General features: G+C 60.8%; 26 protein-coding genes and 2 pseudogenes. 16 read left to right on the forward strand and 12 right to left on the reverse strand.

All coding sequences use genetic code 11. From position 1 onward, the window contains the following. Positions 1-11: 11 nt before the first annotated feature. From V5B40_RS09585 to V5B40_RS09605, 5 genes are all read right to left on the reverse strand, one after another. Positions 12-2,183 (reverse strand): methyl-accepting chemotaxis protein, encoded by a 2,172-nt coding sequence (locus tag V5B40_RS09585; protein WP_332354295.1) that lies wholly within the window; start codon positions 2,181-2,183, stop codon positions 12-14. A gap of 71 nt (positions 2,184-2,254) precedes the next feature. Further along, the gene (locus V5B40_RS09590) at positions 2,255-2,764 is read right to left on the reverse strand and encodes a chemotaxis protein CheW (protein ID WP_332354296.1); all 510 of its coding nucleotides are present in this window, start codon (positions 2,762-2,764) and stop codon (positions 2,255-2,257) included. Positions 2,765-2,778: 14 nt separating this feature from the next. Beyond that, the gene (locus tag V5B40_RS09595) at positions 2,779-3,141 is read right to left on the reverse strand and encodes a response regulator transcription factor (protein WP_332354297.1); all 363 of its coding nucleotides are present in this window, start codon (positions 3,139-3,141) and stop codon (positions 2,779-2,781) included. Positions 3,142-3,155: 14 nt separating this feature from the next. Continuing rightward, positions 3,156-3,515 carry a response regulator gene (locus tag V5B40_RS09600; protein WP_211203784.1) on the reverse strand — a complete coding sequence of 120 codons (360 nt, stop codon included), beginning with the start codon at positions 3,513-3,515 and terminating at the stop codon, positions 3,156-3,158. Positions 3,516-3,641: 126 nt separating this feature from the next. Continuing rightward, positions 3,642-3,830 carry a rubredoxin gene (locus V5B40_RS09605; RefSeq protein ID WP_332354298.1) on the reverse strand — a complete coding sequence of 63 codons (189 nt, stop codon included), beginning with the start codon at positions 3,828-3,830 and terminating at the stop codon, positions 3,642-3,644. A gap of 120 nt (positions 3,831-3,950) precedes the next feature. On the opposite strand from V5B40_RS09605, the gene thiD reads away from it, so the two are divergent. The 3 genes from thiD to hemL are packed head-to-tail and all read left to right on the forward strand — an operon-like array spanning position 3,951 to position 6,751. Next, the gene (gene thiD / locus V5B40_RS09610) at positions 3,951-4,805 is read left to right on the forward strand and encodes a bifunctional hydroxymethylpyrimidine kinase/phosphomethylpyrimidine kinase (protein ID WP_332354299.1); all 855 of its coding nucleotides are present in this window, start codon (positions 3,951-3,953) and stop codon (positions 4,803-4,805) included. Positions 4,806-4,821: 16 nt separating this feature from the next. Beyond that, on the forward strand, positions 4,822-5,499 hold the full coding sequence (gene thiE / locus V5B40_RS09615; protein WP_332354544.1) for a thiamine phosphate synthase: 678 nt from the start codon (positions 4,822-4,824) through the stop codon (positions 5,497-5,499). Continuing rightward, positions 5,465-6,751, forward strand: coding sequence for a glutamate-1-semialdehyde 2,1-aminomutase (gene hemL, locus V5B40_RS09620; RefSeq protein ID WP_434735862.1), 1,287 nt, complete (start codon positions 5,465-5,467; stop codon positions 6,749-6,751). Before thiE ends, hemL begins: the two co-directional genes overlap by 35 nt. Before the next feature lie 52 nt (positions 6,752-6,803). On the opposite strand, the gene V5B40_RS09625 is transcribed toward hemL, so the two are convergent. Then, complete coding sequence (locus V5B40_RS09625; RefSeq protein ID WP_332354301.1) at positions 6,804-8,189, reverse strand: CorA family divalent cation transporter; 1,386 nt, start codon at positions 8,187-8,189, stop codon at positions 6,804-6,806. A 160-nt stretch (positions 8,190-8,349) separates the two neighbouring features. Here V5B40_RS09625 and V5B40_RS09630 point away from each other — a divergent pair, with 160 nt between their 5' ends. Beyond that, positions 8,350-9,699 carry a hypothetical protein gene (locus tag V5B40_RS09630; RefSeq protein ID WP_332354302.1) on the forward strand — a complete coding sequence of 450 codons (1,350 nt, stop codon included), beginning with the start codon at positions 8,350-8,352 and terminating at the stop codon, positions 9,697-9,699. A 73-nt stretch (positions 9,700-9,772) separates the two neighbouring features. Here V5B40_RS09630 and V5B40_RS09635 read toward each other — a convergent pair whose 3' ends face one another. Further along, positions 9,773-10,504 (reverse strand): YebC/PmpR family DNA-binding transcriptional regulator, encoded by a 732-nt coding sequence (locus tag V5B40_RS09635; RefSeq protein ID WP_332354303.1) that lies wholly within the window; start codon positions 10,502-10,504, stop codon positions 9,773-9,775. 140 nt (positions 10,505-10,644) lie between these two features. Here V5B40_RS09635 and V5B40_RS09640 point away from each other — a divergent pair, with 140 nt between their 5' ends. After that, entirely contained in the window at positions 10,645-12,171 is a 1,527-nt protein-coding gene (locus V5B40_RS09640; protein WP_332354304.1) for a helicase HerA-like domain-containing protein, read from the forward strand. 12 nt (positions 12,172-12,183) lie between these two features. On the opposite strand, the gene V5B40_RS09645 is transcribed toward V5B40_RS09640, so the two are convergent. The 3 genes and pseudogenes from V5B40_RS09645 to V5B40_RS09655 form a co-directional block, all read right to left on the reverse strand. Beyond that, complete coding sequence (locus V5B40_RS09645) at positions 12,184-12,981, reverse strand: PhzF family phenazine biosynthesis protein (protein WP_332354305.1); 798 nt, start codon at positions 12,979-12,981, stop codon at positions 12,184-12,186. A 219-nt stretch (positions 12,982-13,200) separates the two neighbouring features. Continuing rightward, positions 13,201-13,605, reverse strand: a pseudogene (locus V5B40_RS09650) (IS1634 family transposase); the annotation flags it as partial. A 159-nt stretch (positions 13,606-13,764) separates the two neighbouring features. After that, a complete protein-coding gene (locus V5B40_RS09655) occupies positions 13,765-14,013 on the reverse strand; it encodes a type II toxin-antitoxin system Phd/YefM family antitoxin (RefSeq protein WP_332354307.1) in 249 nt (82 codons plus the stop codon). A 166-nt stretch (positions 14,014-14,179) separates the two neighbouring features. Here V5B40_RS09655 and nusG point away from each other — a divergent pair, with 166 nt between their 5' ends. After that, positions 14,180-14,698, forward strand: a complete 519-nt coding sequence (gene nusG, locus V5B40_RS09660; RefSeq protein WP_332354308.1) for a transcription termination/antitermination protein NusG — start codon at positions 14,180-14,182, stop codon at positions 14,696-14,698. A gap of 255 nt (positions 14,699-14,953) precedes the next feature. Further along, a complete protein-coding gene (locus V5B40_RS09665; RefSeq protein ID WP_332354309.1) occupies positions 14,954-15,952 on the forward strand; it encodes a DUF4351 domain-containing protein in 999 nt (332 codons plus the stop codon). Positions 15,953-16,165: 213 nt separating this feature from the next. Here the strand turns inward: V5B40_RS09665 and V5B40_RS09670 are convergent. Together V5B40_RS09670 and V5B40_RS09675 are read right to left on the reverse strand one after the other, a co-directional pair. Then, positions 16,166-16,645, reverse strand: a pseudogene (locus tag V5B40_RS09670) (ISAs1 family transposase); the annotation flags it as partial. Between the two features lie 2 nt (positions 16,646-16,647). After that, positions 16,648-17,040: a hypothetical protein gene (locus tag V5B40_RS09675; protein ID WP_332354310.1), complete on the reverse strand. Its 393-nt coding sequence runs from the start codon at positions 17,038-17,040 to the stop codon at positions 16,648-16,650. A 462-nt stretch (positions 17,041-17,502) separates the two neighbouring features. On the opposite strand from V5B40_RS09675, the gene V5B40_RS09680 reads away from it, so the two are divergent. The 9 genes from V5B40_RS09680 to V5B40_RS09720 all read left to right on the forward strand — a co-directional run bounded on the left by V5B40_RS09680 (position 17,503) and on the right by V5B40_RS09720 (position 25,272). After that, on the forward strand, positions 17,503-17,802 hold the full coding sequence (locus V5B40_RS09680; protein WP_332354311.1) for a ParB/Srx family N-terminal domain-containing protein: 300 nt from the start codon (positions 17,503-17,505) through the stop codon (positions 17,800-17,802). After that, positions 17,799-18,137 carry a MarR family EPS-associated transcriptional regulator gene (locus V5B40_RS09685; protein ID WP_332354312.1) on the forward strand — a complete coding sequence of 113 codons (339 nt, stop codon included), beginning with the start codon at positions 17,799-17,801 and terminating at the stop codon, positions 18,135-18,137. Before V5B40_RS09680 ends, V5B40_RS09685 begins: the two co-directional genes overlap by 4 nt. 587 nt (positions 18,138-18,724) lie before the next feature. After that, positions 18,725-19,777 (forward strand): Gfo/Idh/MocA family protein, encoded by a 1,053-nt coding sequence (locus tag V5B40_RS09690; protein WP_332354313.1) that lies wholly within the window; start codon positions 18,725-18,727, stop codon positions 19,775-19,777. Between the two features lie 280 nt (positions 19,778-20,057). Further along, entirely contained in the window at positions 20,058-20,261 is a 204-nt protein-coding gene (locus V5B40_RS09695; RefSeq protein ID WP_169068279.1) for a hypothetical protein, read from the forward strand. Positions 20,262-20,263: 2 nt separating this feature from the next. Then, positions 20,264-20,857, forward strand: coding sequence for an acyltransferase (locus V5B40_RS09700; protein WP_169068278.1), 594 nt, complete (start codon positions 20,264-20,266; stop codon positions 20,855-20,857). After that, a complete protein-coding gene (locus tag V5B40_RS09705; protein WP_169068277.1) occupies positions 20,848-21,183 on the forward strand; it encodes a hypothetical protein in 336 nt (111 codons plus the stop codon). The genes V5B40_RS09700 and V5B40_RS09705 overlap by 10 nt, the downstream gene beginning before the upstream one ends. Further along, entirely contained in the window at positions 21,170-22,741 is a 1,572-nt protein-coding gene (locus V5B40_RS09710) for an aminotransferase class I/II-fold pyridoxal phosphate-dependent enzyme (RefSeq protein ID WP_332354314.1), read from the forward strand. Before V5B40_RS09705 ends, V5B40_RS09710 begins: the two co-directional genes overlap by 14 nt. Then, a complete protein-coding gene (gene wecB / locus V5B40_RS09715) occupies positions 22,738-23,817 on the forward strand; it encodes a non-hydrolyzing UDP-N-acetylglucosamine 2-epimerase (RefSeq protein WP_169068275.1) in 1,080 nt (359 codons plus the stop codon). Before V5B40_RS09710 ends, wecB begins: the two co-directional genes overlap by 4 nt. 216 nt (positions 23,818-24,033) lie before the next feature. After that, complete coding sequence (locus tag V5B40_RS09720) at positions 24,034-25,272, forward strand: lipopolysaccharide biosynthesis protein (RefSeq protein ID WP_332354315.1); 1,239 nt, start codon at positions 24,034-24,036, stop codon at positions 25,270-25,272. Positions 25,273-25,361 lie beyond the last annotated feature (89 nt).

Here is a 25,361-nt window from a genome sequence, read left to right on the forward strand (position 1 = left end):
GCCGCGGGCGTTCAAGTAACTTTGAAACCGGCAACCGAGCCTTTCAGTTCCGTCGCCAGACCGGCCAGCTCGCCAATTGCCGTCGCGGTCTTTTGCGTGCCGGCCGTCGTTTGCCCGGTGACCAGCAGGATGTCCTGCATCTTGCGGGCCACTTTGGTGGCCAATTCCGATTGCTGACGGGTGGCGCCGGCGATGGTTTCGATCAAGGCCGTGAGCTCGCTCGAAACTTTACCGATCTCGGCCAGAGCCTGACCTGCGGCGTCCGACAGTCGCGCGCCGTCGACGACGCCGCGGGTCGATTCCTCCATCGCCGAGACGGTGTCCTGAGTGTCGGTCTGAATGGTCCTGACGATCGCGCCAATCTGCTTGGTCGCTTCGCCCGAACGTTCGGCGAGGCGCTGCACCTCTTCGGCAACGACCGTGAAGCCGCGCCCGGCTTCACCAGCGGAGGCGGCCTGGATGGCCGCGTTGAGCGCCAGGACGTTGGTCTGCTCGGTGATGTCCGAGATCAGCTCGACGATCTCGCCGATTTCCTGGGACGACTCGCCGAGACGCTTGATGCGCTTCGAGGTTTCCTGAATCTGGTCGCGGATCTTGTTCATTCCCTTGATCGAGTCTTCGACCGCCTTGGTGCCTTTGGCGGCTGCCGCCAAGGACTGCCGGGCGACGGTGGCCGACTGCTTGGCGTCGCCGGAAACGTTGGTCATCGAGCTTGACATGCTCAGCACCGACTGACCGGCCGATTTGATTTCGGCGGTCTGCCGCTCGGCAGCGGCGAGCAGCTCGACAGAGGTCTGTTGCGCCATTCCGGTGGCGTCGGTGACGCGGCTGGCGGCATCGTTGATGCGGCCGACGAGGACGCGCAGCTCTTCAATGGTGTAGTTGATCGAGTCGGCGATGGCGCCGGTGATGTCCTCGGAGACGGTCGCGGTGACTGTCAGGTCTCCGTCGGCGAGGTCGCCGAGCTCGTTCATCAGGCGCAGGATGGCGCCTTGATTCTGGCGGTTCACCGCCTCGGTTTCCTGGCGGCTGCTTTCGGCGGTCTCGGCCTGTCGCTTGCTCTCCGTGAGATAGCTCCTGGCGAGCAGGAACAGCAGACCGATGGCCAGCACGATCAGGCCGGCGAGAGCGAAGGCGTAGCCGGTGCGCTTCATGACGTTGGCTTGGTAAGCCTGGGCCAGCTGCTCAGTGGCATGAAGCAGCTCCTCGCTGTCACGAAAGATCTGCGAACCCGCCTGTTTGGCAATTACCAGTCGCTGCAGATTGCCGAGAATGCCGCCAACGGCAGTCCGGTATTCGCTGAAACTGGTATCGAGTTCGCCGAGCTTTTGCTTGGTATCGGCGTCGGTGGTGGCGCTGATGCGCAGTGCCTCGCTGCCTTTGCTCAAGGCATTGATGTGGTCACGAAAGGTGTTCGTGTCCTTGCCCAGGAGAAAGGCGACTTCCGCGTCGATGGCGTCGCCGACGAGCAGCGCATTGGCGTTCTTGGCAATCCGCTGGGTAAGCATCACCAGTTGGTTGGCGACGGCGATGTCGCGGATGCCGGCACTGTTCTGCAGCTTGAGTGCGGCGATCTGCTCCGAGCGGTCGAGCAGTTGCGGGTTCTTGTCGTTGATCGAGGCGACGTCCTTGCCGAGCGAGATCAGGTTTTTCTCCATCTCCAGCACGCGGCCGGCATTGGTGTCGGTCTTCTTCCAGGCCTCGGTCAGGAACAGCAACTGCGGGTGCACGCTGGGCGGCGATGCCGGCACCAGCGTGGCGCCCAGTTCGCCACCATTGATCAGTCGGTCGAGGCTGGTCACGAAATTGTCGCGCGAATCCCTGAGTTGTTTGAAGGCCACAGCATCGCCAAGCAAAGCCAGGCTGGATGCCTTGGCCAGTCGCTGCGAGAGCATGCCCATGTCACGGGCAGTGGCGATGTAGGCGGTGCCGTAGGTTGACTGCCGGTTGTCACGATAAACTACGGCGGCAATAATCAGCATCACCAGCAGCAGCGTGCCGCCAAGAATTTGCAGTTGTTTGGCAACCGGGTAGCGATTGAGCACAGGCAGCGAAAACGGGGTCTTCCCTTGATCGCCGCGCGTCGGCTGCTGTGCATCCATCACCGTGCGAGCATCCAGGGTCTCGCCTGCCGGGTCTGTCGTACCCGACAAAAAACTCGGCAGCTTGGACTTCAACGTCATATTGCTTCTCCGGTTACACGGTGGCTACGGTGTGACTGATGGTGGCCGAGGAGTTTATTCGTGAAAATGGTTCACACGCCAATGTCCATGAATGCCTCGTCGGCCAGCAGTTCCCGCACCTTGAGTTTCTTCCAGTGCCGCCCTTCGTTGTCGCTGTATGACTCCTGTGCCCAGACCGGTGCTGCCGGGTCGGACGCTTCGAGGTGCAAGGCTTCGACGTTACGTAGGCCGATCATGCGCGTGACCAGCAAGGCGGCGTTGCTGCCGTGGCGGGTGCCGATCAACAACAGGCGCGAACTCGCATTCTGAGGCGTCGCTTCCTTGCCAAGAAAGGCCGACAGATCGACTGCCGAGTACAGGTTACCGCGGATATTGGCGACGCCGGCGAACCACGGCTGGGTCAAGGGAACGCTCGTCAGCGGGGTCAGCGGAACGATTTCGCCGGAGTCAGTCAGGTCCAGGAGCCAGTAGTCGGAACCCGCCTGAATGCCCAACAAGCCGGCAGAACTCTGATTGCCCATGCCGGCGAGCCGCGCCGCCAGGTAAGACTGAAAATCGTGCAGGCTGATTTTTTTAGTCATGCGCTTGCTGGCGGTCAGAGTGCTGCAATTTTGGCCAGCAACTCCGGGCCGTTGACGGGTTTGACCAAGTAATCCTGTGCGCCCTGGCGCAAGCCCCAGATTTTGTCCGTTTCCTGTCCCTTGGTGGTGCACACGATGACGGGAATGCTGCGCGTCGCCTCGTCACGCGTCAAGGTGCGGGTTGCCTGGTAGCCATTCAGGCCTGGCATGACCACGTCCATCAGGATCAGGTCCGGCAATTCGCTTTTCGCCTTGGCGATTCCCTCTTCGCCACTGTTGGCGGTAATGACCTCGTAACCACTGCTGGTCAGTAGTGCTTTCATGACATGGCGCTCGGTAGGCGAATCGTCAACGACGAGAATTTTCTTGATGGTCATGGCGCTTGGTTCCCTCAGGCTGACGGCGGCGCAAAAGTGGCGACCGCTTGCAGGAGGCTGTCTTTGGTGAATGGCTTGGTCAGATACTGGTCCGAGCCGACCATGCGGCCGCGCGCACGGTCGAACAAGCCGTCCTTCGATGACAGCATGATCACTGGCGTGGAGCGGAAACGCTGGTTCTTCTTGATCAGCGCACAGGTCTGGTAGCCGTCGAGTCGCGGCATTACGATGTCACAGAAAATGACTTCTGGCTGATGGTCCGCGATTTTTGCCAGGGCGTCGAAACCGTCCTCTGCCAGCAGCACCCGGCAGCCGGCCTGGACCAGGAAAATTTCCGCGCTACGGCGTATGGTATTGCTGTCGTCAATGACCATGACCTTGACGCCGCGCAGGCTTGCCGCTTCAGCCAATTGTCTCCTCCAGGGTGCGTCAGGTTTTTATGTTGAGGACGTCGCGGTTCCGACGTCGTCTCCTGCTGACATTACTATAACGCATAGTTTTCAAATCTCGACCATTTCGAAGTCTTCCTTGCGCGCACCGCACTCCGGACAGGTCCAGTTGATGGGAATGTCCTGCCAGCGAGTGCCCGGGGCGAGGCCTTCGTCGGGCAGGCCGGCCGCTTCGTCATAAATGAAGCCGCAGGTGAGGCACATCCAGGTGAGGTAGTGGTGGTCGTTTGCTGTGTTCATGGCTAGCGTCAGTTTTCGGTTAGAATCGGCGAAAAACCCGTAGATTCTAGCCAAACCCGTCTCTCGCTGCCAAGACTTTCTTTTTGACAGAAAATCTTCGCTTACCGCGGTTGTTAATTGATGACCACCTATCCCGTGCACATGCCGCCACCGATCATGTTGAGTTTCGCGGCCAGCGACCCCTCTGGAGGCGCTGGCTTGCAGGCCGACCTGATGACTGCCTCGGCGCTCGGCTGCCACGCTTTGTCGGTGATCACGGCGCTGACTGTCCAGGACTCCCTCGGGGTCGCCAGCATTCTTGCCATCGATGCCGACTGGGTCGAAGGTCAGGCGCGGACGCTGCTGGAGGACATGCCGGTAGCGGCGTTCAAGATCGGCCTGCTGGGCAGCGCCGAGAACATGCGGGTCATCGCCGAAATTCTCGCCGATTATCCGCATGTGCCCCTGGTTCTCGACCCGGTACTGGCCTCCGGGCGCGGCGACGAGCTGGCCGATGAAGAAATGATTGCCACGCTGCGCGAGGTCTTGCTGCCGCGGACCACGATCCTGACGCCGAATTCGCTGGAAGCGCGCCGCCTCGCTGACGAGGAGGACGAAGGAGAGGGCTCGGATGCGCCGCGGGCCCTCGAAGACTGCGCGCAGCGCCTGCTTTCCTTCGGTTGCCAGTACGTGTTATTGACCGGAACGCATGACCATACGCCACGCGTCGTCAATAGTCTCTACGGTCGCGAGAGCGGCCTGTTGCGCAGCGACGTCTGGGACCGCCTGCCCGGCAGCTATCACGGTTCGGGCTGTACGCTGGCCTCGGCGATCGCCGCCCATCTCGCCAGCGGCCTGCCGGTCAGCGAGGCGGTGCAGGCGGCGCAGGCGTACACCTGGCAAGCACTGGCGGCCGGTTTTCGTGCCGGCATGGGCCAGTACCTGCCGGATCGCTTTTTCCGCTTGCGCGCTGGCGGCGGAGCTGTCCTTGTCTGAGACGATTTTCTCGCTCATGCCGCAGCGGAACCAGGACCCTCGGCAGCCGCTGCGCGGCCTCTACGCGATCACCCCTGACTGCCTGGCCGCGACCGTCCTGCTGGAGCGGGTTCGGGAGGCCTTGCAGGGCGGCGCGGCTTTTGTCCAGTATCGCGACAAGGGCGGTGACGCGGCCCGCCGGGCGGAGACCGCGCGCGCTTTACTCGTCCTTTGCCGGCAGTTCGGCGCCCGCTTGCTGATCAACGACGACCTGGCGCTGGCGCTGGCGGTTGGCGCCGACGGGCTGCACCTGGGCGCCGCCGATGGTCAGCTGTCGGCGGCGCGCGCGGCGCTTGGCGGCGCTCGCCTGCTCGGCGCTTCGTGCTACGACGACTTCGAGCGCGCCCGCGCAGCCGCGGCGGCTGGCGCGGACTACCTGGCCTTTGGCGCCATGCACCCCTCGTCCAGCAAGCCGCTGGCGGTGCGTGCCTCGCCGTCGCTGATCACGCGCTGTCGGGCCGAACTGCAGCTGCCGGCTTGTGCCATCGGCGGTATCACCGTCGAGAATGCCGCGCCGCTGCTGGCTGCCGGCGCCGATCTGCTGGCGGTGATCAGTGACCTCTTCGAGGCGCCTGACGTGGCGTCGCGCGCCGCCGCTTATCACCAACTATTCGAGGAAAATGCTCTTGATCTCCCAAAATCAACAACTCTTTGAGCGTGCCCAGAAGCACATACCGGGTGGCGTGAACTCGCCGGTGCGTGCTTTTCGTTCGGTCGGCGGGACGCCGCGCTTCTTCGTTGCCGGCTCCGGCGCCCATGTCACCGATGCCGACGGCCAGCGCTACATCGACTACGTCGGCTCCTGGGGGCCGTTGATTCTCGGGCACGCGCATGCGGGCGTGCTGGCGGCGGTTCAGGAAGCGACGCTGCGCGGGCTGTCTTTTGGTGCGCCGACCGAAAGCGAGGTCGATATGGCCGATCTGCTGTGCGAGTTGCTGCCTTCGCTGGAAATGGTTCGCCTGGTCAGCTCCGGGACCGAGGCGACGATGAGCGCCATCCGCCTGGCGCGCGGTCATACCGGGCGGGACCTGCTGATCAAGTTCGAAGGCTGTTACCACGGCCATTCCGACAGTCTGCTGGTCAAGGCCGGTTCGGGGATGTTGACGCTCGGCAATCCGAGTTCCGCAGGCGTTCCTGCGGACCTTGCCCGGCAAACCCTGGTTCTCGACTACAACGATAGCGCCGGGCTCGAAGCGGCGTTTGCCGAGCACGGCGCGCAGATCGCGGCGGTGATCGTCGAAGTGGTCGCCGGCAACATGAACCTGGTCATGCCGCGGCCGGAATTCCTGCAGACGATGCGCAAGCTGTGCAGCGAACACGGCGCGGTGCTGATTTTCGACGAAGTGATGACCGGTTTCCGGGTCGGCCTCAAGTGCGCGCAGGGGCTGTACGGCATCACGCCGGACCTGACCACGCTTGGCAAAGTGATCGGTGGCGGCCTGCCGGTGGGCGCTTTCGGCGGGCGCAGGGAAATCATGGCCCAGGTGGCGCCCCTTGGTCCGGTCTATCAGGCGGGCACCCTGTCCGGAAATCCGGTGGCTGTGGCGGCCGGCCTGGCGACTCTGAAGCGCGTCCGCGCGAGCGGCTTCTACGAGCAATTGACGCAGCGTACCCGCCAGCTGACCGATGGCTTGCGGGCTGCGGCAGCCAAAAACGGCGTCCCGTTTTCAGCGCAGGCAGTGGGCGGCATGTTCGGACTCTACTTCCGTTCCGAGTGTCCGCAGAACTACGCCGAAGTGATGAGTTGCGATGTGCCGGCCTTCAACCGCTTCTTCCACGGCATGCTCGACGCCGGCCACTACTTTGCTCCCGCCGCTTACGAAGCCGGTTTCGTTTCGGCAGCTCATGAAGAGGCCGATATTGCGGCGACCGTCGCTGCTGCCGAAGCGCTGTTCAAGGCCTGGTGATGGTGGTGGCATTTGGCCGTCTGCCGCAGCGCGGGCAAGGGCAGCCCTGTCTTCAGGCGGTCCTGCGGTTGGCGGCGCGGTTGCTCTTCAGTCTGCGCTTCTCGAAATATTTCAGCCCGAAATACATGCAGCTGCCGATACCCACCATGCCGACGAGCAGTGCCGAATAGGCGATCGGCCAGGGAATGCCCTCGGTCACCATCGTGAATTCCGACATGCCACCCATGCCGGCGAGGACGTTGATCGGCATGAAGATGACGCTGAGAATCGTCAGCCGCTTGATGTCCTTGTTCTGGTTGATGTTGATCGCGCTGTCGGTGGCATCCATCAGGAAGTTGATCTTGTTGAAGAGGAAAGCGGTGTGGCCGTCGAGCGACTCGATGTCGCGCAGGATTTCCCGTCCGTCGGCCAGTTGCGCGTCGGAAAGGAAGCGGCCGCGCAGCAGGAACGACAGGGCGCGGCGGGTATCGAGCACGTTGCGCCGGGTACGCCCGTTGATGTCCTCGGCCTCGGAAATGGCCGCCAGAATCTGCGTTGCTTCCTGGTCGGTGACGTGTGAACGCAGCACCTGCCTGCCGACCCGTTCGAGTTCCGCGTACACATCCTCCAGCGCATTCGCCGAGTACTCCACGTCAGCGGCGTAGAGGTCGAGCAGGACGTCCTTGCCGTCGGTCACGTAGCCGGGCCGCGTGCGCGCGCGCGCGCGCTGCAGGCGGAACACCGGCAGTTCCTCGGTGCGGATGGTGAACAGGATGTCGTTCTGCAGAATCAGGGCTACCGGGACGTTGCGCGACTCTTCCCTGGTATCGAGCAGAAAGTCCGAATGCAGGTGAATATGTCCTTCTTCATCGACGTAGAAACGGGCACTGGCTTCCAGGTCGGTGAGGCTGCCGGGATCGGGCAGGTCGACTTCGAAGCGGCGGCCAATCCAACTGCGGATTTTCTTCGTGGGCGCGATCAGGTCCACCCAGATCGGGTGCACGCCCTGCAGGTCTTCGGGGCGGGTGATCGTGATCTGGCGCAGGTGGCCGGCGTGCAGTTCGAAAGCGGTGACTACCGTTTTCTCGTTGCGGTAGTGGCTGTCGTCGATCAACTCTTCGAGGATGTCGTCGGAAAGTATGGCCAGGATCGGATCGGCGCCCTCCTTGACTTCTTCCCAGACCACCAGGCGCTCATTGGCCTCCAGCGCTTCAAGAATATAGGCGACTTCTTTCGGCGGCATCAGCCGGAGCTTCTGGCGCAGTTCGCGGCGATACTGTTGCTGGATCTCGACGCTGGCTTCGTCGAGTGCCGGGCTGTCCTGGTCGCGCAACAAGGGCTCGACGAGTTCCTCGACGCGCTTTTGCAGCGAGAGCAGCGAACGCACCTCGTCGAGATGAACGTCGGCGAGTCCTTTTTCCAGCGCTGCGGGCGCCAGCCGCTTGTTTTCTTCGCTCAAAGTCGTGCCTCGCCGATGTGAATGCCGCACTGTAAGGGGCGGGAGTTTAGCACTGCCGGAAGGGCAGGATGTTCGCGCTTGGGCGCTTTTTTTCTCAATCGAAACAAGTTGAAATCCATGCCGGGGCAGTTGGCTGGTCAATCGAAGAAAGGGGAAGGCAATGACTTTCGCACGACGCTGCCTGGCAGCGCTGACTCTGAGCGCGCTGGCGTTCCCGGCGCTTGCTGCGCTGGCCGACCCACGGCCGCTGGAGTCGACAGACATGGGCCACATTCGGCGCAATGATCGAGGCCAGCTGGAAGTCGTCGGCAAGCCGCCCTCCGGCCCGGGTGGTCTCTCGGCAACGCCGACCAGCCCGGCTGCGCGCGAGTCAGTGGCGCCAAGCCAGGTCAGTGAGAAAAAATCGTCAGCCGCAGCGACGAGCGGCCGGACCATCGTCGTTGGGCCGCAGGAGTCGGTGCGCAGCATCCAGGAAGCGGCGCGCAGCGCGCGTGACGGCGACACCATCGAAATTCGCTCCGGCGAGTACCGGCAGCAGGCGGTCGTCTGGACGCAAGCCCGGCTCACCATCCGGGGTGTCGGCAAGCGTCCGCGGCTGATTGCCGACGGCGATCATGCCGAGGGCAAGGCCTTGTGGGTGGTGCGCAACGCCAACATGCTGATCGAGAACCTCGAGTTCAGGGGCGCGCGCGTCGCCAACGGTAACGGCGCCGGCATTCGCTTCGAAAAAGGCCACTTGAAAGTCGTTCGCTGTGCGTTCTTCGACAACGAGACGGGAATCCTGACCAGCAATTTCGCGGACGCCGTGCTCGAAGTCGAGGACAGCGAGTTCGGCGAGGCACCAAGGCACGCAGGTGCCTTGCACCACCTGCTTTACGTCGGCAAGATCGCCCGACTGAGCGTCAAGGGAAGTCGCTTTCAGCAGGGTTTTCGCGGTCACCTGCTCAAATCGCGGGCGCGTGAAAGTGCCATCCTTTACAACCTGCTCGTCGACGGCCCCGACGGCAGTGCTTCGTACGAACTCGAGTTTCCGAACGGCGGTCTGGCGTGGGTGATCGGCAACGTCATCGGCCAGAGCGACAATACCGATAACCCGGAGCTGGTTTCCTACGGCGCCGAAGGTCAGTTGTGGCCGGATAACGCGCTCTATCTGGCGCACAATACGCTCGTCGACTCCTTGCGCGCTGGCCACTACCTGCGCGTCTGGACCGACAGGATGCCGCCCGAAACGGAAGTCTGGGCGCTCAACAACCTGCTCGTCGGCGAGGGTGTTTTCGCGCCGCAAGCCCGCGGTCGTTTTGAGGGCAATCGCAGCATCGATCGCTCACTGCTGATCGACGCCGATGGTCTGGCGTTCCGGCTGCCGAATAACTCGCCCTTGCGTGGCACGGCCACGTCGCCTGGCTTTGTTCGTGAGCGGAGTCTGGCCCCCAGCGCCGAATTCAAGCTACCCGCCGGAACCCGACCGCTCCCCATTGGCAGCCCCTTGACGGCGGGTGCCTTGCAGTAGGCTGCTCTCCTGCCACGCCAGCCAACCCTCCTCGCAATGAGGCGTCAGCAAGTGCGCTCGCTACCCGGCCTGCTCACTCGTCGCTGTCCATGAGCACGTTGGTATAGACCTCCTGGACGTCATCGAGCACGTCGAGCGCGTCAATAAGTTTCTGCATGCGCTGCGCGTCGTCGCCGGTGAGCGGCGTCTCGTTTTCGGCTTTCATTGTCACGCCGCCGTACTCGGACTGGAAACCGGCGGCTTCGAGCGCGTCCTTGACCGCAAAATACGCTCCCGGCGCAGTGATCACTTCCATCGAGCCGTCGTCATTGCTGAGCACGTCGTCGGCGCCAGCTTCGATGGCCGCGTCCATCAGTGCCGCTTCGTCGGTCCCGGGGGCGAACAGCAACTGCCCGCAGTGGGTGAACTGAAAAGCGACACAGCCATCGGTGCCGAGATTGCCGCCGTATTTGTTGAAGGCGTGGCGGACGTCGGCGACGGTGCGCGTCTTGTTGTCGGTCAGGCAATCGACGATGACCGCGGCGCCGCCGATGCCGTAGCCTTCATAGCGAATCTCGACGTAATCGACGCCTTCAAGCTCGCCGGTGCCTTTCTTGATCGCGTTGTCGATCTTGTCCTTGGGCATGTTGACGCCTTTGGCCTTGTCGATCGCCACCCGCAGGCGCGGGTTGAAGGCCGCATCGCCGCCGCCCATCTTGGCCGATACCGTGATTTCCGCAGCGATCTTGGAAAAGGATGCGCTGCGTCTTTCATCCTGGCGACCTTTGCGGTGCTGGATGTTTGCCCATTTGGAATGTCCTGCCATGCTGACCTCTACTGATCGCGATCTTGCTGCCGGCGTTGCCGGGGCAACAAACCGGGCCGCAAATGGTTGATAATCAAGCTCGGCATTTTAGCATCTCGCGAATTGTCATCCCTCCCAGTCCCCACTTTTCGGAGTCGCCCATGAGCAAACCCCTCGTTATCGCCAGGCACGAAGACACAGAACTGGCCTTGTTGCCGGCGCTGGCCAACCGCCACGGACTGATCACCGGCGCCACGGGTACCGGCAAGACCGTGACCCTGCAGGTTCTCGCCGAGCGCTTTTCCGAGATCGGCGTGCCGGTGTTCATGGCCGATGTGAAAGGTGATCTCTCGGGTCTGGCGGCAGAGGGCAGCGTCTCGCCGAAGATGCAGGCACGCCTCGACGCGCTGGGCGTCAAGGAGCACACGCCGGCAAAATGCCCGGTTGCTTTCTGGGACGTTTTCGGCGAGCAGGGGCACCCCGTGCGGGCGACCATTTCGGACATGGGGCCGGTTCTGCTGGCGCGTCTGCTGACTCTCAACGACACCCAGACCGGCGTCCTGCAACTGGTGTTCAGGATTGCCGATGACAATGGATTGCTGCTCCTCGACCTCAAGGATCTGCGCGCCATGCTGCAGCATGTCGGCGAGAACGCCAAGAGCTTCAGCGGCGAATACGGCAATGTCTCGGCGGCCTCGATCGGCGCCATCCAGCGCGGCTTGCTGAACCTTGGCGACCAGGGCGGCGACGTTTTCTTCGGCGAGCCGATGCTCGACATCGCCGACCTGATGCAGACCGACCAGGGCAGGGGGGTGGTCAACATCCTCGCTGCCGACAAGCTGATGACTTCGCCGCGGCTGTACTCGACTTTCCTGCTCTGGCTGCTGGCCGAGCTTTTCGAGCAACTGCCCGAAGTCGGCGACGTCGAAAAACCGAAACTGGTGTTCTTCTTCGACGAAGCGCACCTGCTGTTCAGCGAAGCGCCGGCAGCCTTGCTGGAAAAGATCGAACAGGTGGTGCGACTGATCCGCTCGAAAGGCGTCGGCGTCTATTTCGTGACCCAGAATCCGCTCGACATTCCCGACAGCGTGCTTGGCCAGCTCGGCAACCGCGTCCAGCACGCGCTGCGCGCTTTCACCCCGCGCGACCAGAAAGCCGTCCGCGCGGCCGCGCAGACGCTGCGCGCCAATCCGCGTTTCGACGCCGAGACGGCGATCACCGAACTCGGCGTCGGTGAAGCGCTGCTCTCCTTCCTCGACGAGCAAGGCCGGCCAAACGTCGTCGAACGCGCCTTCGTCCTGCCTCCCGCATCGCGGATGGGGCCGCAGACTGCAGACGAGCGGCAGGCGGTGATCAAGGCTTCGACGATTTACGGACACTACGAAGCAGTGGTCGATCGCGAGTCCGCCTACGAGCTGCTCAGGGAGGCGCAGGACGCCGACCCGCAAGCTGCCGGTAAGCAGCCCGCGGCCAGCGCGCCGCAGCCAGACGCTGCGAGCGGCGGCTGGCTCGGCGGTCTCGCTGACCTCTTCACTGGCGGTTCAAGCGGCGGGCGCTCGCGCGGCGGCGATTCGGTCGCCACCACGGCGGCCAAGAGCGCGGCGCGGGCGATTGGCTCGCAAGTGGGCAATCAGCTCATTCGCGGCGTGCTGGGTTCGTTGCTTGGCGGTAACTCGCGCCGGCGCTGAGCGGCGCAGTGCCTAGGTCGCGAAGCGTAGTTCGCATTCCATCACCGTGATCGCCGATCCCGAGAGCACGACGCGCTCGCCTTGCAGCGTGCAGCCGAGATTGCCACCGCGTTTCGAGACCTGCCGTGCGCTCAGGTTTGTCTTGGCTCCATCCTTGCCGAGTCTGGCGGCCCAGTAGGGCGTCAGAATGCAGTGCGCCGAGCCGGTGACCGGGTCTTCGGGGATGCCGTACTTGGGCGCAAAGAAACGGCTGACGAAGTCGACGGCGTCGCCCGGGGCGCTGACGATAACGCCGCGCAAGTCCAGCTGACTCAGCCAGCCGTGGTTCGGCGTGATCGCGCGCACCTCGGCTTCGCTGGCGAACACCGCCAGGTAGTCATCGGCGGCCAGCACTTCGAGCGGCTGCCGGCCGAGGCCGGCGACCAGGGCCTCGGGAGCCGCGCAAGCGGTTGCCGGGATGGCTGGAAAGTCCATTGCCAATTGCGGTCCCTGGCGTTGTACCCGCAGATCGCCGCTACGGGTGGAGAAGGTGATCACTGGCTGCGCATAGCCGAGATGTTCGAAAAGCACATGCGCCGCAGCCAGCGTCGCGTGCCCGCAAAGATCGACTTCGGCCACCGGCGTGAACCAGCGCAGTTCGAAGCCTTCGCCGGCCGCAACGAAGAAAGCGGTTTCAGCGAGATTGTTCTCCTCGGCGATGGCCTGCATCAGCGCGTCGTCGAGCCAGCTTTCGAGCGCACACACGGCTGCCGGGTTACCCTCGAAAACGCGGCTGGCGAAGGCGTCTACCTGGTATTGCTTGAGTCTCATTGCTTGCTCCTCACTGGGTGACATCCAGGGCTCGTCACTGCGTGTGGTCTGCTGACGACGCTTAGCCTCGCCACTTGCCACGTTCCATCATCCGCCGCTTTCGACTGTGAGATCTCGTTCCTTGAGCCCTGTTTAACCTACCACAAAAAACCTCTTGCATAATCAATTGCTTGCAGGGTAAATGAATTTCTAATGGCACAACAAGCGCGTAATGGGCTGTCAGGCGATCAGTTTTCGGACGCCTCCGGGTTGTGAATGGATGCCCAAGGCGCGATAGATCACCGGTTGCTCTGGCTCGGCGTTGGTGGCCTTGCGGACATGCAGCGTGCGGCCATCGCGCTGGCGGAAAGTCGTCGTCCGGCACTGGATCGAGAGGGTCTCGCGCAAAGTCGTCCAACTGTCGTGAATGCCAGCCGCCTTGAGCTTGACGCGAAGGAACTGCACGCACTGGTAAGCCAACACGGTAATGAACAGATCGCCGTCGGCGCGATCTTCCTGGTGATGGTAGATCGGCCGCAAGCCCAGTTCACTCTTCAGACTGCGAAACACACTTTCCAGGTCGGTGAGCAGCGTATAGGTACGCCAGAGCCGCTCTTCATCCCAGCCGAGTTGATTGGTACGCAAGCGCATGATCGTACAAGAAATGCAAGGAAAAAACCAGGACATCGGAATTGTTATCGCACAACATCTCCCCTTCAGGAAACCGCCTCTTTCAAATCCACGACTTAAAATCGGCGCGGGCTAGAAAAACCCGAAATATGACAGCAAGGTGTTAAAGGGCGGTCAAGATCCGTGGCCCTGCAGAAATAGCCGAGCCACCTCTTCATTACTGGCGTCGATATTGTCCGGAACATCGAAAGCGCCCTTGGCGACGCCGATGCGTCGCTCGGGCGGTTGCTCCGCGATCGGGACCAGGCGTGCAGCCGGCCGGCCGTTCCGGGCAATGACGATTTCGCGCTCCTTCCCCTGTTCGATCGCTTCCACCAGGCGCGACAAGTTGGACTTCGCCTCGAGCATATTCACGGTTTGCATAGTCGCCTCCGTAGTAGGGTTCGGTTAGAATGGTCTGATCTCACCATTCGCGTCACTCGCACGATTGACGACGCCCGCAGGATCCGGGGATACTCGCCTGGCCGACTGCAATTCCTATATTCCAGCGTCGCTGCTGCCCGCTGCGAGCAACCTGCCTTTGTCGCCCATGCCTGCCAACCTGTCTTCAGTCACTCCGTGGTACGTCTGCCTCAGCAAGCCTCGCCGCGAGGCGCTGGCCGTGCGCAAGCTCGAGGAACAAGGCTATGAGGTTTTCCTGCCCATGCTTACGCAATGGGAAAAGACCAGGGCCGGTTGGACGAAGCGGCAGCAAGTGATGTTCCCGCGCTACAGCTTCGTGCGTTGCGCTCGCCCCGAACAGAGCATCGGCCCGATTCGCAGCACGCCCGGCGTTAGCGGACTGGTCAGCTTTGGGGCAATCCCCGCGACCCTGGATGATACGACGCTGGCTGCAATTCGCTCACTGGCTGAACGCCAGGCCAGGACAGTGGAGGAGAAAGTGAACCCCTTCGAGGCCGGCGACAGCGTCGAGGTCGCTGCCGGTCCCCTCAAAGGCATGTCTGGCATCGTCTCCGCCGTTGCCGAAGAGCGGGTCACCGTCATGCTCAGCCTGCTCGGTCGCGAAAAGCCGGTTGCCGTGCCGGTAGGGCACGTAACGCTGGCGTAACGAAGCGGTTATTGCCCGATAAATCGAGCTCCTACAAGGCATCTCCCCCACCCCGGAACATCACACAGCCCCCCTTTAGGAGTCCGATTAATTGGGCGAAAGTCACTTCCGGCACCGTCTTCCCTTCCAGCAACGGCGCCGTGTGCGTCGAGTGCCTCGCGTCAAGGCAAAAGTCTACGATGTCAATTTCACCCACCGTACTTCCGCGCGCGGTATCGTCGTTGTTCTGCGCGGAACAGGTGACAAGGCACAAGCATGGAAAACCAGACCTCAGCCAACGACGACTACGACACCCCGTGGAAAGACGCGATCACGCGCTACTTCCCCGAGTTCATGGCCTTCTACTTCCCGTCGGCCCACGCCGAGATCGACTGGCAGCAAGCGCACGTCTTCCTCGACCAGGAACTCGCCCAAATCGTCCAGGACGCCGAACTCGGCAAACGCCTGGTGGACCGTCTCGTGCAGGTGGCTACGCGGGACGGAGGCGAACAATGGGTCTACATCCACGTCGAAGTCCAGGGCCAGCGCGATGCCAATTTTCCCGAACGCCTGTTCACCTATAATTACCGCCTCTATGATCGCTATCGTCGCCCGGCCGCCAGTCTCGCGGTGCTCGCGGACGAAGGCGAAGACTGGAAACCCACCCACTTCGGCTACCAGCTATTTGGCTGCGAAGTCGGCATCCGCTTCCCAACGGTCAAGATTCTCGACTACGCCGACCAGGCCGAAGCACTCCTGGCCGACCCCAATCCTTTTGCCCTGGTCACCGCGGCGCACCTGTTCACCCGCCAGACAAAAGGTGACCCCGAGCAACGCTATGCGGCAAAATGGCGGTTAGCCAAGCTACTCTACGAACGGAAGTGGGACAAACAGCGCATCATTGACCTGTTCAGCGTCATCGACTGGCTGATGCGCCTGCCGACCGAACTGGAAAAGCGGCTAATGCACGAGGTCTACACACTGGAAAGGAAGGTCACCATGCCCTACGTTACCTCTGCCGAACGCTTCGGCATCGAAAAAGGATTGTTGCAAGGTCGGCAGGAAGGCCGGCAGGAAGGCCGGCAGGAAGGCCGGCAGGAAGGCCGGCAGGAAGGGGAGGCGGCCCTCCTGCAGAGCCTGCTCGCCCGACGCTTCGGCACTTTGCCGGATGCCGTCCGCGCCCGACTGGCCAGCGCCACAGTTGAGCAGCTCGAAAGCTGGGCTCTCAAGATTCTTGATGCCAAATCGCTGGACGAAGTCTTCGATCGGGACTGAGCGGCGAATGCCTGCCATATTGCTGGGCCCTGCGCACGGGCGATGGCAATGGCGGTGACGCGGCGGGTGTGATTGCAGCTGGCGTCGCCGTTACGAGCGTGGCGCTCCCCAGCCACCTTCGCCGTCATTGCGAGCGACGCGCGGCAATCCATGGGTTTGGCTTTTCGCGTTGTCAATAGGTCCATATGGCGGCAGGGCCTCGGCACTGGGCTGTCATAGTCTGATGAGGCCCATGATCTTCACCCGAAAGTCGTCATCCCAGGCGGCTGCCTTGCGCTTCAGGCGCAAGCTGGTTTTCTTCTGGTCGGTGGTATCCAGCCGAATCAGATTGAGAACGATCTTCTTCAGGAGGGAAAGATTCTGGGGAGCGTTGTCCTTGCGGATGGTGTTGGCATCCTCGCCGAAGCTGACGTCGAGCACCCCGTGAAGTCGATTCTCCACGGTCCAATGGCCTCGCACGGCGACGGCGAGTTGTTCGGCGGTCAACTCGCGAGAGCTGATGTAATAGCGTCGCTCGAAGTTCGATTCTTGGTCGCCGACCTTGCGCAGGGAGTCGACCAGACCGAGCGTCTTGCACTTGGGCCAATCGGCCAGGTCAACGGTCCCTTCTGCGTCGAGGGCGCGGGCGGTCTGGGCAATGGTCAGCTGTTGCCGATCGTGGTGATCCTTGATCTTGCAGTAGGTCTCGTAACTGATCATGGCGTCCGTCCCGGGGCGGCACGCAGCTGACCGATCCGGATGTCGATCTCGTCCGCCGCGAGTTCGCGTGCTTCCGCGCAGCAGGCAGAATCCAGCGCCAGGACCTGGTAGAGCGGGCGTTGATAGCCGATCAGGCCGACGCGGATGAGGTCGCCACGCACCTGACTGAGCCGGGCAAGGCCGATCGACAGCCGTCGAGCGAGCACGGCACCCGAGTAGTAGCTCAGCCCCTGGGCGTCGGCGACGGTGACCAGAAACAGATGGAGGGCTGCCGCCGTGGGGTCACAGCGATCGAGGTAAGGTTCCCGCACCAGGCGGTGATCGACCCAGCTGAACTGGGGTGGGATCGTTCGCATCCGTTCCGGACAGAGCACTCGCTTGATGGTCATCGCCGATCCTTCCCGCCAAGATGTCATACCCCAGTTGTAGCAGCTGGCGGGTGCTCCTGGCGACGACGTCCGCAGAATCCCGAGCCATGCTTTTGTTCGGCCGCTGCCTGCCAGTGCGAACGGCGGCGGCGTTGGCAGGCAGGCCGCCAAGCGCCAGAGTGATCCCGACTATCGCGATACCCAGAAGCGCGCGCAGAAGGCCTGGGCAGAGCGCCACCCAGACTACTGGCGGGCCTATCGAGACCAGCATCCGGAGTGCGTCGTGCGCAATCGGGCCCGCCACCGGGAACGCGCCCTCGACCCGGCCGGCGTTGCAAAGATGGACGCGTGGATGGTCGAAATCACCGTTATTTCAGCCGCTTGCGCTTCGCCATGAGGCCCATGCCGCGGCTTGCAAAAAGAGGACTCGATCGCCTTGCGGCGGCCGCCTCGCTAGGCTGGATGCCATAAGAGGTCAAGCGCATGGATCACACGGCCGCTACCGCCCGGACTCTCGATTTGCACCGCTTGGAGTTGCGCTACGCAGATCTTCGCGTGCCGGCTGCGCTGGCGATCACGCGTCTCGCTCGGTCGATTGCGGTCAATGGCCAGCTCGTGCCCTGTATTGTGGTGGCCGGTGAGGGAAACGCATCGATTCTGCTCGACGGCTATCGACGCGTCGCCGCGTTGCGGCAACTCGGCAAGGATACGGCCGAGGTCGCCTTGCCCGGTCAGGAAACATGCCTTAGTATCTGCGTTCATTTGTTGAACAAGAGCATATGACGCCGCCAGAAGAAGCCCAGCTGCGTATCCTCCGGATCGTCGAGGAAGCGCCACAGATCAGCCAGCGACAGCTCGCCGAGCGTCTTGGCGCCAGTCTGGGCAAGACCAATTATCTGCTCAAGGCGCTGCTCGACAAGGGCTACATCAAGGCGGGCAACTTTCTTCGCGCCGAGGACAAACTGAAATACGTGTACCTGCTGACTCCCGAGGGCATCCACGCCAAGCTGCGGCTGACGCGCGACTACCTCGCCCGGAAAGAGCAGGAGTACATCGCGATGAAAGAGGAAATTGATCACATGCGCGCCGAGCTGGGCGTGGATAATCATCATCGATAGCTCGCTGCAGGCAGCCGCAAGGATTTGACCAAGGTGGCGAGGCTTCCCAAGCCAGTAGGCGGTGGTAGCAGAGACGAAACACGATTTTGGCATAGTGTCGGAATAGGCCAATAGCACGGCGAAGGTGGTCCCCAGCGGGGCAGCCAAAGCAAAAATGCTGAATGTAAAAACATTCGGGCATGGCGGTAGCGTGCCTGAAGGGCTTCACAGATCGCCGCCCCGCCTCGTCTTTCGCAATGACCGTGATGAGGCGGCCCCGTGCTTATTGCGAACGAAACGCCGTATCCCGAGGGAGACGCTCGGGTTTCCCGAGCGTCAAGATCAATCCTTGACGCAGCTCCCCCGATAAATTTCCCGGGCGCCGCGGACAAACTCAAGTACGCGTATCTGCCGCCTCCCGATCCGATCCGCGCCGAGCTGGGCGTGGACAATAATCTTCGATAGCTCGACCGGCCCGAACGCCTGGCTGTCTTGATTCGCTGGACGATTCGCTGGACGAATCGCCGGCCAGACTAGTGCGCGAGGCACCGGTCGCCTACGTCCCGATCGTTCGCAGAGTACAGTTTTCAATTTGAGGGCAATCAGCAATGGCGAAGATCATTCAGAACAGAAAAATCCGTATCGCGGTCGTTGGCTGCGGTCGTATTGCAAATAATCATTTCGCCTCCATTGCCACCCATTCCGACAATCTGGAACTCGTGGCCGTTTGTGACAGCAACGCTGCGACACTCGAGCTGCACAAGGCCCAACATCAGGTGCCGGGCTACCAACGTCTCGAGGATATGCTCACCACCGAGCAGCTTGACCTGGTTGTGCTCTGCACGCCGAGCGGCTTGCACTCCCAGCAGGCGATAGCCGCAGCTCGCCACGGCATCAACGTGATGACCGAAAAGCCAATGGCGACCCGCTGGAAAGACGGTCTGCGGATGGTCAAGGCCTGCGACCAGGCAGAGGTCTACCTCTTCGTCGTTAAGCAAAACCGCCGCAATACCACCCTGCAACTGCTTAAGCGGGCTGTTGAAGAAAAGCGCTTCGGCAAGATCTACATGGTCTCGCTCAATGTCTTCTGGACTCGTCCGCAGGACTACTACGACTCAGCGAAGTGGCGCGGTACGTGGGAACTCGATGGCGGCGCCTTCATGAACCAGGCCAGCCATTACGTCGATCTCATCGACTGGCTGATCGGCCCCGTCGCCAGCGTGCACGCCATGACCGCAACTCTCGGCCGCAACATCCAGGTGGAGGACTCCGGCGTCCTCAACATTCGCTGGCGTAGCGGCGCGCTTGGCTCCATGAGTGTCACCATGCTCACCTATCCGAAGAACCTGGAAGGATCCATCACCATCCTGGGTGAAAAAGGAACGGTCCGGGTCGGTGGCGTCGCCGTCAACGACATCCAGGTCTGGGATTTTGCCGAGCCCCGCGACTACGACGCCAACATCAAGGAAGCCAACTACGAAACCACGTCTGTCTATGGTCTTGGCCATCCCTTGTACTACAAGAATGTGATCGACGTCTTGCGCGGCGAAGCCGAACCCGAAACCGACGGGCGCGAGGGATTGGGTTCACTCGAAGTGCTGATCGCCGCATATCTCTCCGCCCGCGACGGCCATACCATTTCTCTGCCGCTGGAATACTGAGCGGCGCGCGTATGAGAATCGCCGTAATCGGGGGCGATAGCAACGATCAACGGCCTGTGTTCAGCCTGGCACCTAGCCCCCATCGTGTTACCCATCTATCGGGCTAGCCGCTGTCCTCGCTGGATGCTTGGCATGGGACTGAAGCGCTACGATAGGCTGGCCGGCAAGTCCGTCCTCCCGAAAAGCGAACTACTAAGCAAGGCGCAGGCGACGTCATTCATTGCGGCACTGAAGACCGAAAACCGTCTTGGCGGCTTCCGCTACCACGATGCTCGGATGGATGATCGCCAACTCGGCAACCGCAGGGGCCGATACTGTCGAATCCTTCGCCGGAACTCGGCCCCTCGTCAAATCGGCCAGCGACCCAAACACGGCTCGTCGTGATTACGCAATTCAGCGCAACGGCAAGCTGCTTACTGTCTTCGTCGGCAAGTGGACGACCAGCCCGGCCCGCGCTGAAAAACTGCAACGAAAGGTGCATTGAAAATGAACGCCACAATCCATCCTACAGCCATCGTCGACGAGGGCGCCCAGATCGGCGAGGACTCCCGCGTATGGCATTGGGTTCATGTCTGCGGCGGAGCTCGCATTGGCAGGGGCTGCTCGCTGGGCCAGAACGTCTTTGTCGGCAATCGCGTGAGCATCGGCAACAACGTCAAGATCCAGAACAACGTCTCGGTTTACGACAACGTCACCCTGGAAGACGACGTTTTCTGCGGCCCGAGCATGGTGTTTACGAACGTCTACAACCCACGTTCGGCGGTAAATCGCAAAGACGACTATCGCGATACGCTCGTCAAACGGGGGGCGACCATTGGCGCCAACGCCACCATCGTCTGTGGCATAACCATCGGTATGCACGCGTTTATCGCCGCCGGTGCCGTCGTCAACCGCGACGTCAAGGCCTACGCCATGATGGCTGGGGTCCCCGCCCGACAGATTGGCTGGATGAGCGATCATGGCGAGCGCTTGACCTTACCCATCGAAGGTGACGGCTGTGCGGTTTGTCCGGCCACGGGAAAGAAATACCGTCTGGATGCTGGCAATCTGTCCAGCGAGAAGGAGTTGGAATGCAAGTAGAAGCCATTTATGACCATGGTCGCCTCGAACTACCGGCGAACTTTCGTCTCAAGCACGCGGTGGTGAATGTGCTCGTCATCGTTCCCGATGACGAGGTCTTGGCAGACTCGCCCAGCGGGCATGATCAGACCGCCGCTAGTCTTGCCCGCACGCCCGATCAATCGCCGCGAGAAGTTTCTGTACCGGGGGGCGCCATCCGCACGGCCATCGATGAAATTCTCGGTCCCTGGAAACAGCAACTCCACGCGGGCGCAGCGCTACGCGACGAAGATTTCGATCGCTTGCGCTATCAGGCGCTGGAGGAGAAGTCTCTTGGCCGCCAATAAGCATCTCGTCCTCGACGCCAGCGTAATTCTCGATCTATGGCTCCGCCCCGAACGTGCCATGGCGACCGAGGCACTGTTCGCCAGCGCGGAGCAGGGGCGGACGTCTCTATGGGTCAGCGCTGCAAGCCTTCCCACACTCGAGTTCGTCGCCGTTCGTCGCTGCAAGGAGCAAGGAATCGATCCCACGGTGGCTCGCTCCCTGGTCAAGCGCCTGATGCTCGACCTGTTGAACCGCGTCAGGGTCCTGAGCAACCGCGGCTACGAACAGGCGGAGTTGTACGCCAAATCCACAGACTTCGAAGATGCGCAGCTTGCCGCCAGCGCCCGCAGCATCTCAGCAGGGCAGGTGTGCATCGTTTCGTCCGATGCCGCTTTTGACGCTTTGGGCGAGTTTTCTTTTCAAAGGCCCAAACAGGCGCTGGAATGGCTACTTCAGGAGAGCACCTCCGAGCAGGAAACATTGAGTTTCATTGATCTCGCGGCCCAGCAGGTCGCGCTCCGACCACAGATCGAACGAAATATCGACATCGTGCTACACCACGGCCAATACATCATGGGGCCGGAAGTCAAGGCGCTCGAAGAGAAGCTTGCGGAGTACAGCGGTGCCAAGCATTGCATCACCGTGGCCAGCGGCACGGAAGCGCTGCTGATCAGCCTGATGGCCCTCGGTGTCGGTGCGGGGGACGAGGTGATCACCACCCCGTTCACCTTCGTCGCTACTGCCGAAGTCATCGTCTTGCTCGGAGCGAAGCCGGTGTTCGTCGATATCGAGCCCGATACCTGCAACATCGACGCTAGCAGAATTGAAGCCGCCATTACGCCAAAGACAAAGGCCATCATGCCCGTAAGCCTGTACGGGCAACCCGCGGATATGGACGAGATCAATGCCATTGCCGCCAAGTACAAGCTGCCGGTAATCGAAGATGCGGCGCAAAGTTTTGGTGCGGAGTACAAGGGAAGAAAGAGTTGCAACCTGTCGACGATCGGTTGCACGAGTTTCTTTCCTAGCAAGCCGCTAGGGTGTTATGGCGATGGTGGGGCGATCTTTACAAGTGATGATGCCATCGCTCTCGCCTGCCGGGAAATCCGCGTGCATGGTCAGAGCAAGCGCTATTGGCATACGCGTATCGGCGTTGGTGGGCGTATGGATACCCTGCAATGTGCCGTCGTCCTCGCCAAGCTGGAGCGTTTCAATGAGGAAATTGAGCAGCGTCTCAAGCTTGGTGCGCGTTACCAGCGACTCCTGGAAGATGTCCCCGCAGTACCACGTCTGGTTGTACGTTCCGACAGAAATTGTGTCTGGGCGCAGTTTACGATTCAAGTGCCGGATCGCGATGCCTTCCTCCATGCACTCACTGCCGCCAATATTCCCACAGCTGTCCATTACCCGGTACCCTTGCATCGCCAGCCGGCCTACCACGAGTCGTGCCGGGTTTCCGGAAGTCTGGACTGCTCCGATCTCGTCGCATCGCGCGTGGTGAGCCTGCCGATGCATCCCTACCTTGAACAACGAGCGCAAGAGCGAATCATTGAGGCAGTTGTGAGGGCTGTCGCATGAAGATCCTGACCGTTGTCGGGGCTCGTCCCCAGTTCATCAAAGCCGCAGCCGTATCACGAGTGATTCGTGACCAATGCGGCGGGAGAGTTGAAGAAGTGCTGGTCCACACGGGGCAGCATTACGACGCGAACATGTCGCAAAATTTTTTCGACGAACTCGACATTCCCAAGCCGAGATACAACTTAGAAATCTCCGGCGGGCACCATGGAGCGATGACTGGCCGCATGTTGGAGGCTATAGAAAATACGCTAGTTAAGGAAGTGCCGGACTGGGTACTAATCTACGGCGATACCAATTCCACTCTGGCGGGAGCACTGGCGGCAGCGAAACTGCATATCCCGGTGGCTCACGTCGAGGCTGGGCTGCGGTCTTTTAATATGCGCATGCCGGAAGAGGTCAATCGCGTGCTTGCCGATCGTGTTTCCTCTCTTCTATTTTGTCCAACCGAAACGGCGGTTAATAACCTGAAGGCAGAGGGGTTGCGCAAAGGAGTAAGCAACGTCGGCGACGTAATGTACGACGTAGCACTATATTACCGTGATCATGCCCGTAGCCGCAGCCGCATCCTGCAGAGCTTAGCCTTATCAGAGCGAGGTTTTGCCTTGGCGACATGCCACCGTGCCGAAAATACCGACGACCCGCAACGATTGGGCGAGATTCTGTCCGGACTAACCCAGGTGGCAAAACAGGTTCCAGTGGTCTTCCCGTTGCATCCACGCACACGCAGGCTTTCTGAGGAATACGGCTACTCCGACTACCTTTCAGCCTTGATCGTAACTGAGCCCCTGGCTTTTCTGGATATGGTGGCTCTCGAGCAGTCTGCGCGTGTAATTCTCACCGACTCGGGAGGCGTACAAAAAGAGGCGTTTTTCTATGGCGTTCCCTGCATCACCATGCGTGACGAGACGGAGTGGGTGGAAACAGTGGAATCGGGTTTGAACTGTCTGGTAGGTGCATCAAGGGCACGAATAGCTGTAGCGTTCGCGAATATCGCTGACACCCCATCATTTATCCCTTGTGCGGGCGTTTACGGGCAGGGTAGGGCCGCCAATGATATTGTTAGTAAGTTGCTGTGATTTTATTTGCTATATCGTGATGCACGAAACAATGAAACACTTTCCCCCCTACCGGCGCCAACGCTTACGCCGTCTGACTAACTACTCCGTGGGCAGCAGCATCCTCAATCGTTTTTGGCTCCCGTGCTGCGGGGGAGGGGGCAGCCGGTACCGCGTCTCGCATACGAAACAATATCCAGTGGGTGCGGCTCCTCGTGAGTTCGGAGAGCTACCGAGGTGAGTGCTCGTGCCATCTTGACCTTGCTTTCCGGTGGAGGGGTAGCTCTTGCAGTTCCTCTCCTGTTAAGCCCAATTCTTTCGCGCGCTTATACCCCCAGCGATTTCGGGGATGCAGCTCTTTATATTGGTCTTGCCTCTTCTATTAGCACACTGGCTACTGGGCGGTATGAATCCGCAGTTCTGCTTCCGCGGCGCAACAGTCATGCTTTGCACATCGTATATCTTACGGCCGGGTTGATCATTGCTGTTTCTATCATTTGCGGGTTTGCCTTAATTGCTATGGGCGGCTTTATTGGCATGCCCAATATATACTATACGCTCCCGTTAGCAGTCTTGCTTATTAGTCTGTTAGCGCTGCTCGATCGCCACAACAATCGCCTGAAGAACTATCGGGTGATGTCAGCGCAGCGCATAGTTCGTGTTGCCGTTGACGGGGCGGTGGCGGTTGCGCTTGGCCTGTTGTTTAAACTAGACATTGGCTTGGTTGTTGCTCTAATTAGCGGCTATACCGTTTCATCCATTTTAATGCTAAGCGTTTTTTATGCTGCTGATCGGGCAAATCGCGCGCCAATAAGTCTCCAGCGTATTGTCGTTCAGGCTAGAAGATACCGAGCGTTTCCTGTGTACAATATGCCCCATGCTTTTATTAATTCGTTATCCGCAAGCTTCCCGGTGCTTCTGCTACCGTTGTTCTTCCCGGATTCTGTGGTGGGGCTATATGCTTTCGGATTCCGGATTGTGCAAGCACCGCTGTCCCTATTGTCCTCCGCGGTAGGCAACGTAGTGAGTCAGCAATTGGCCGAAGCGTACGCTTCGGGTGGATGTGTCTACCATATCTTCCGTAGGTACCTTGTCCGCCTTGCCTTGTTGTCACTAGCATTGCCCCCCATTCTATTTTTTGGGAAAGAGATATTTTCCCTCGTCTTCGGACCGGATTGGGCGCTTGCGGGAGAGTACATGAAAATTCTTACTCCTTTTCTGATGTTAAACTTCCTCTCGGCGACTTTCGCAATGTTGCCTGCATTGTATAACCGTCAACGCACGGCCTTAAAAATCGAGATAGTTTTCGCCGCTGTTAAGGCGGCAGGAATTCTCATTGGAGGCTATTTTGGTAGTGTTACGATGGCGCTTGGGTTTCTTTCGGGCGGATCTTGTATTGTTATTCTGTCGTATCTTTTTTGGCTGAATCGCTTGGCTTCTTCGCCTCGGGACCCAGCAATCCACGTGCCTTGTTAGGACGCGGTTGTTTGCCGAGAAAAAAACTGAGGGACGCCGTAGGGTATTGACACCAATGCTCCCAACCTAACGCGCCGTTGTCATAATTC

Origin of the sequence: Candidatus Accumulibacter meliphilus, from assembly GCF_036625345.1 — a bacterium.
Taxonomy (GTDB): domain Bacteria; phylum Pseudomonadota; class Gammaproteobacteria; order Burkholderiales; family Rhodocyclaceae; genus Accumulibacter; species Accumulibacter meliphilus.

Coding starts and splice junctions, on each gene's coding strand:
- V5B40_RS09585 (WP_332354295.1), bottom strand. CDS start 2,183: ATGACGTTGAAGTCCAAGCTGCCGAGTTTTTTGTCGGGTACGACAGAC.
- V5B40_RS09590 (WP_332354296.1), bottom strand. CDS start 2,764: ATGACTAAAAAAATCAGCCTGCACGATTTTCAGTCTTACCTGGCGGCG.
- V5B40_RS09595 (WP_332354297.1), bottom strand. CDS start 3,141: ATGACCATCAAGAAAATTCTCGTCGTTGACGATTCGCCTACCGAGCGC.
- V5B40_RS09600 (WP_211203784.1), bottom strand. CDS start 3,515: ATGGTCATTGACGACAGCAATACCATACGCCGTAGCGCGGAAATTTTC.
- V5B40_RS09605 (WP_332354298.1), bottom strand. CDS start 3,830: ATGAACACAGCAAACGACCACCACTACCTCACCTGGATGTGCCTCACC.
- thiD (WP_332354299.1), top strand. CDS start 3,951: ATGACCACCTATCCCGTGCACATGCCGCCACCGATCATGTTGAGTTTC.
- thiE (WP_332354544.1), top strand. CDS start 4,822: ATGCCGCAGCGGAACCAGGACCCTCGGCAGCCGCTGCGCGGCCTCTAC.
- hemL (WP_434735862.1), top strand. CDS start 5,465: ATGCTCTTGATCTCCCAAAATCAACAACTCTTTGAGCGTGCCCAGAAG.
- V5B40_RS09630 (WP_332354302.1), top strand. CDS start 8,350: ATGACTTTCGCACGACGCTGCCTGGCAGCGCTGACTCTGAGCGCGCTG.
- V5B40_RS09635 (WP_332354303.1), bottom strand. CDS start 10,504: ATGGCAGGACATTCCAAATGGGCAAACATCCAGCACCGCAAAGGTCGC.
- V5B40_RS09640 (WP_332354304.1), top strand. CDS start 10,645: ATGAGCAAACCCCTCGTTATCGCCAGGCACGAAGACACAGAACTGGCC.
- V5B40_RS09645 (WP_332354305.1), bottom strand. CDS start 12,981: ATGAGACTCAAGCAATACCAGGTAGACGCCTTCGCCAGCCGCGTTTTC.
- V5B40_RS09655 (WP_332354307.1), bottom strand. CDS start 14,013: ATGCAAACCGTGAATATGCTCGAGGCGAAGTCCAACTTGTCGCGCCTG.
- nusG (WP_332354308.1), top strand. CDS start 14,180: ATGCCTGCCAACCTGTCTTCAGTCACTCCGTGGTACGTCTGCCTCAGC.
- V5B40_RS09665 (WP_332354309.1), top strand. CDS start 14,954: ATGGAAAACCAGACCTCAGCCAACGACGACTACGACACCCCGTGGAAA.
- V5B40_RS09675 (WP_332354310.1), bottom strand. CDS start 17,040: ATGACCATCAAGCGAGTGCTCTGTCCGGAACGGATGCGAACGATCCCA.
- V5B40_RS09680 (WP_332354311.1), top strand. CDS start 17,503: ATGGATCACACGGCCGCTACCGCCCGGACTCTCGATTTGCACCGCTTG.
- V5B40_RS09685 (WP_332354312.1), top strand. CDS start 17,799: ATGACGCCGCCAGAAGAAGCCCAGCTGCGTATCCTCCGGATCGTCGAG.
- V5B40_RS09690 (WP_332354313.1), top strand. CDS start 18,725: ATGGCGAAGATCATTCAGAACAGAAAAATCCGTATCGCGGTCGTTGGC.
- V5B40_RS09695 (WP_169068279.1), top strand. CDS start 20,058: ATGATCGCCAACTCGGCAACCGCAGGGGCCGATACTGTCGAATCCTTC.
- V5B40_RS09700 (WP_169068278.1), top strand. CDS start 20,264: ATGAACGCCACAATCCATCCTACAGCCATCGTCGACGAGGGCGCCCAG.
- V5B40_RS09705 (WP_169068277.1), top strand. CDS start 20,848: ATGCAAGTAGAAGCCATTTATGACCATGGTCGCCTCGAACTACCGGCG.
- wecB (WP_169068275.1), top strand. CDS start 22,738: ATGAAGATCCTGACCGTTGTCGGGGCTCGTCCCCAGTTCATCAAAGCC.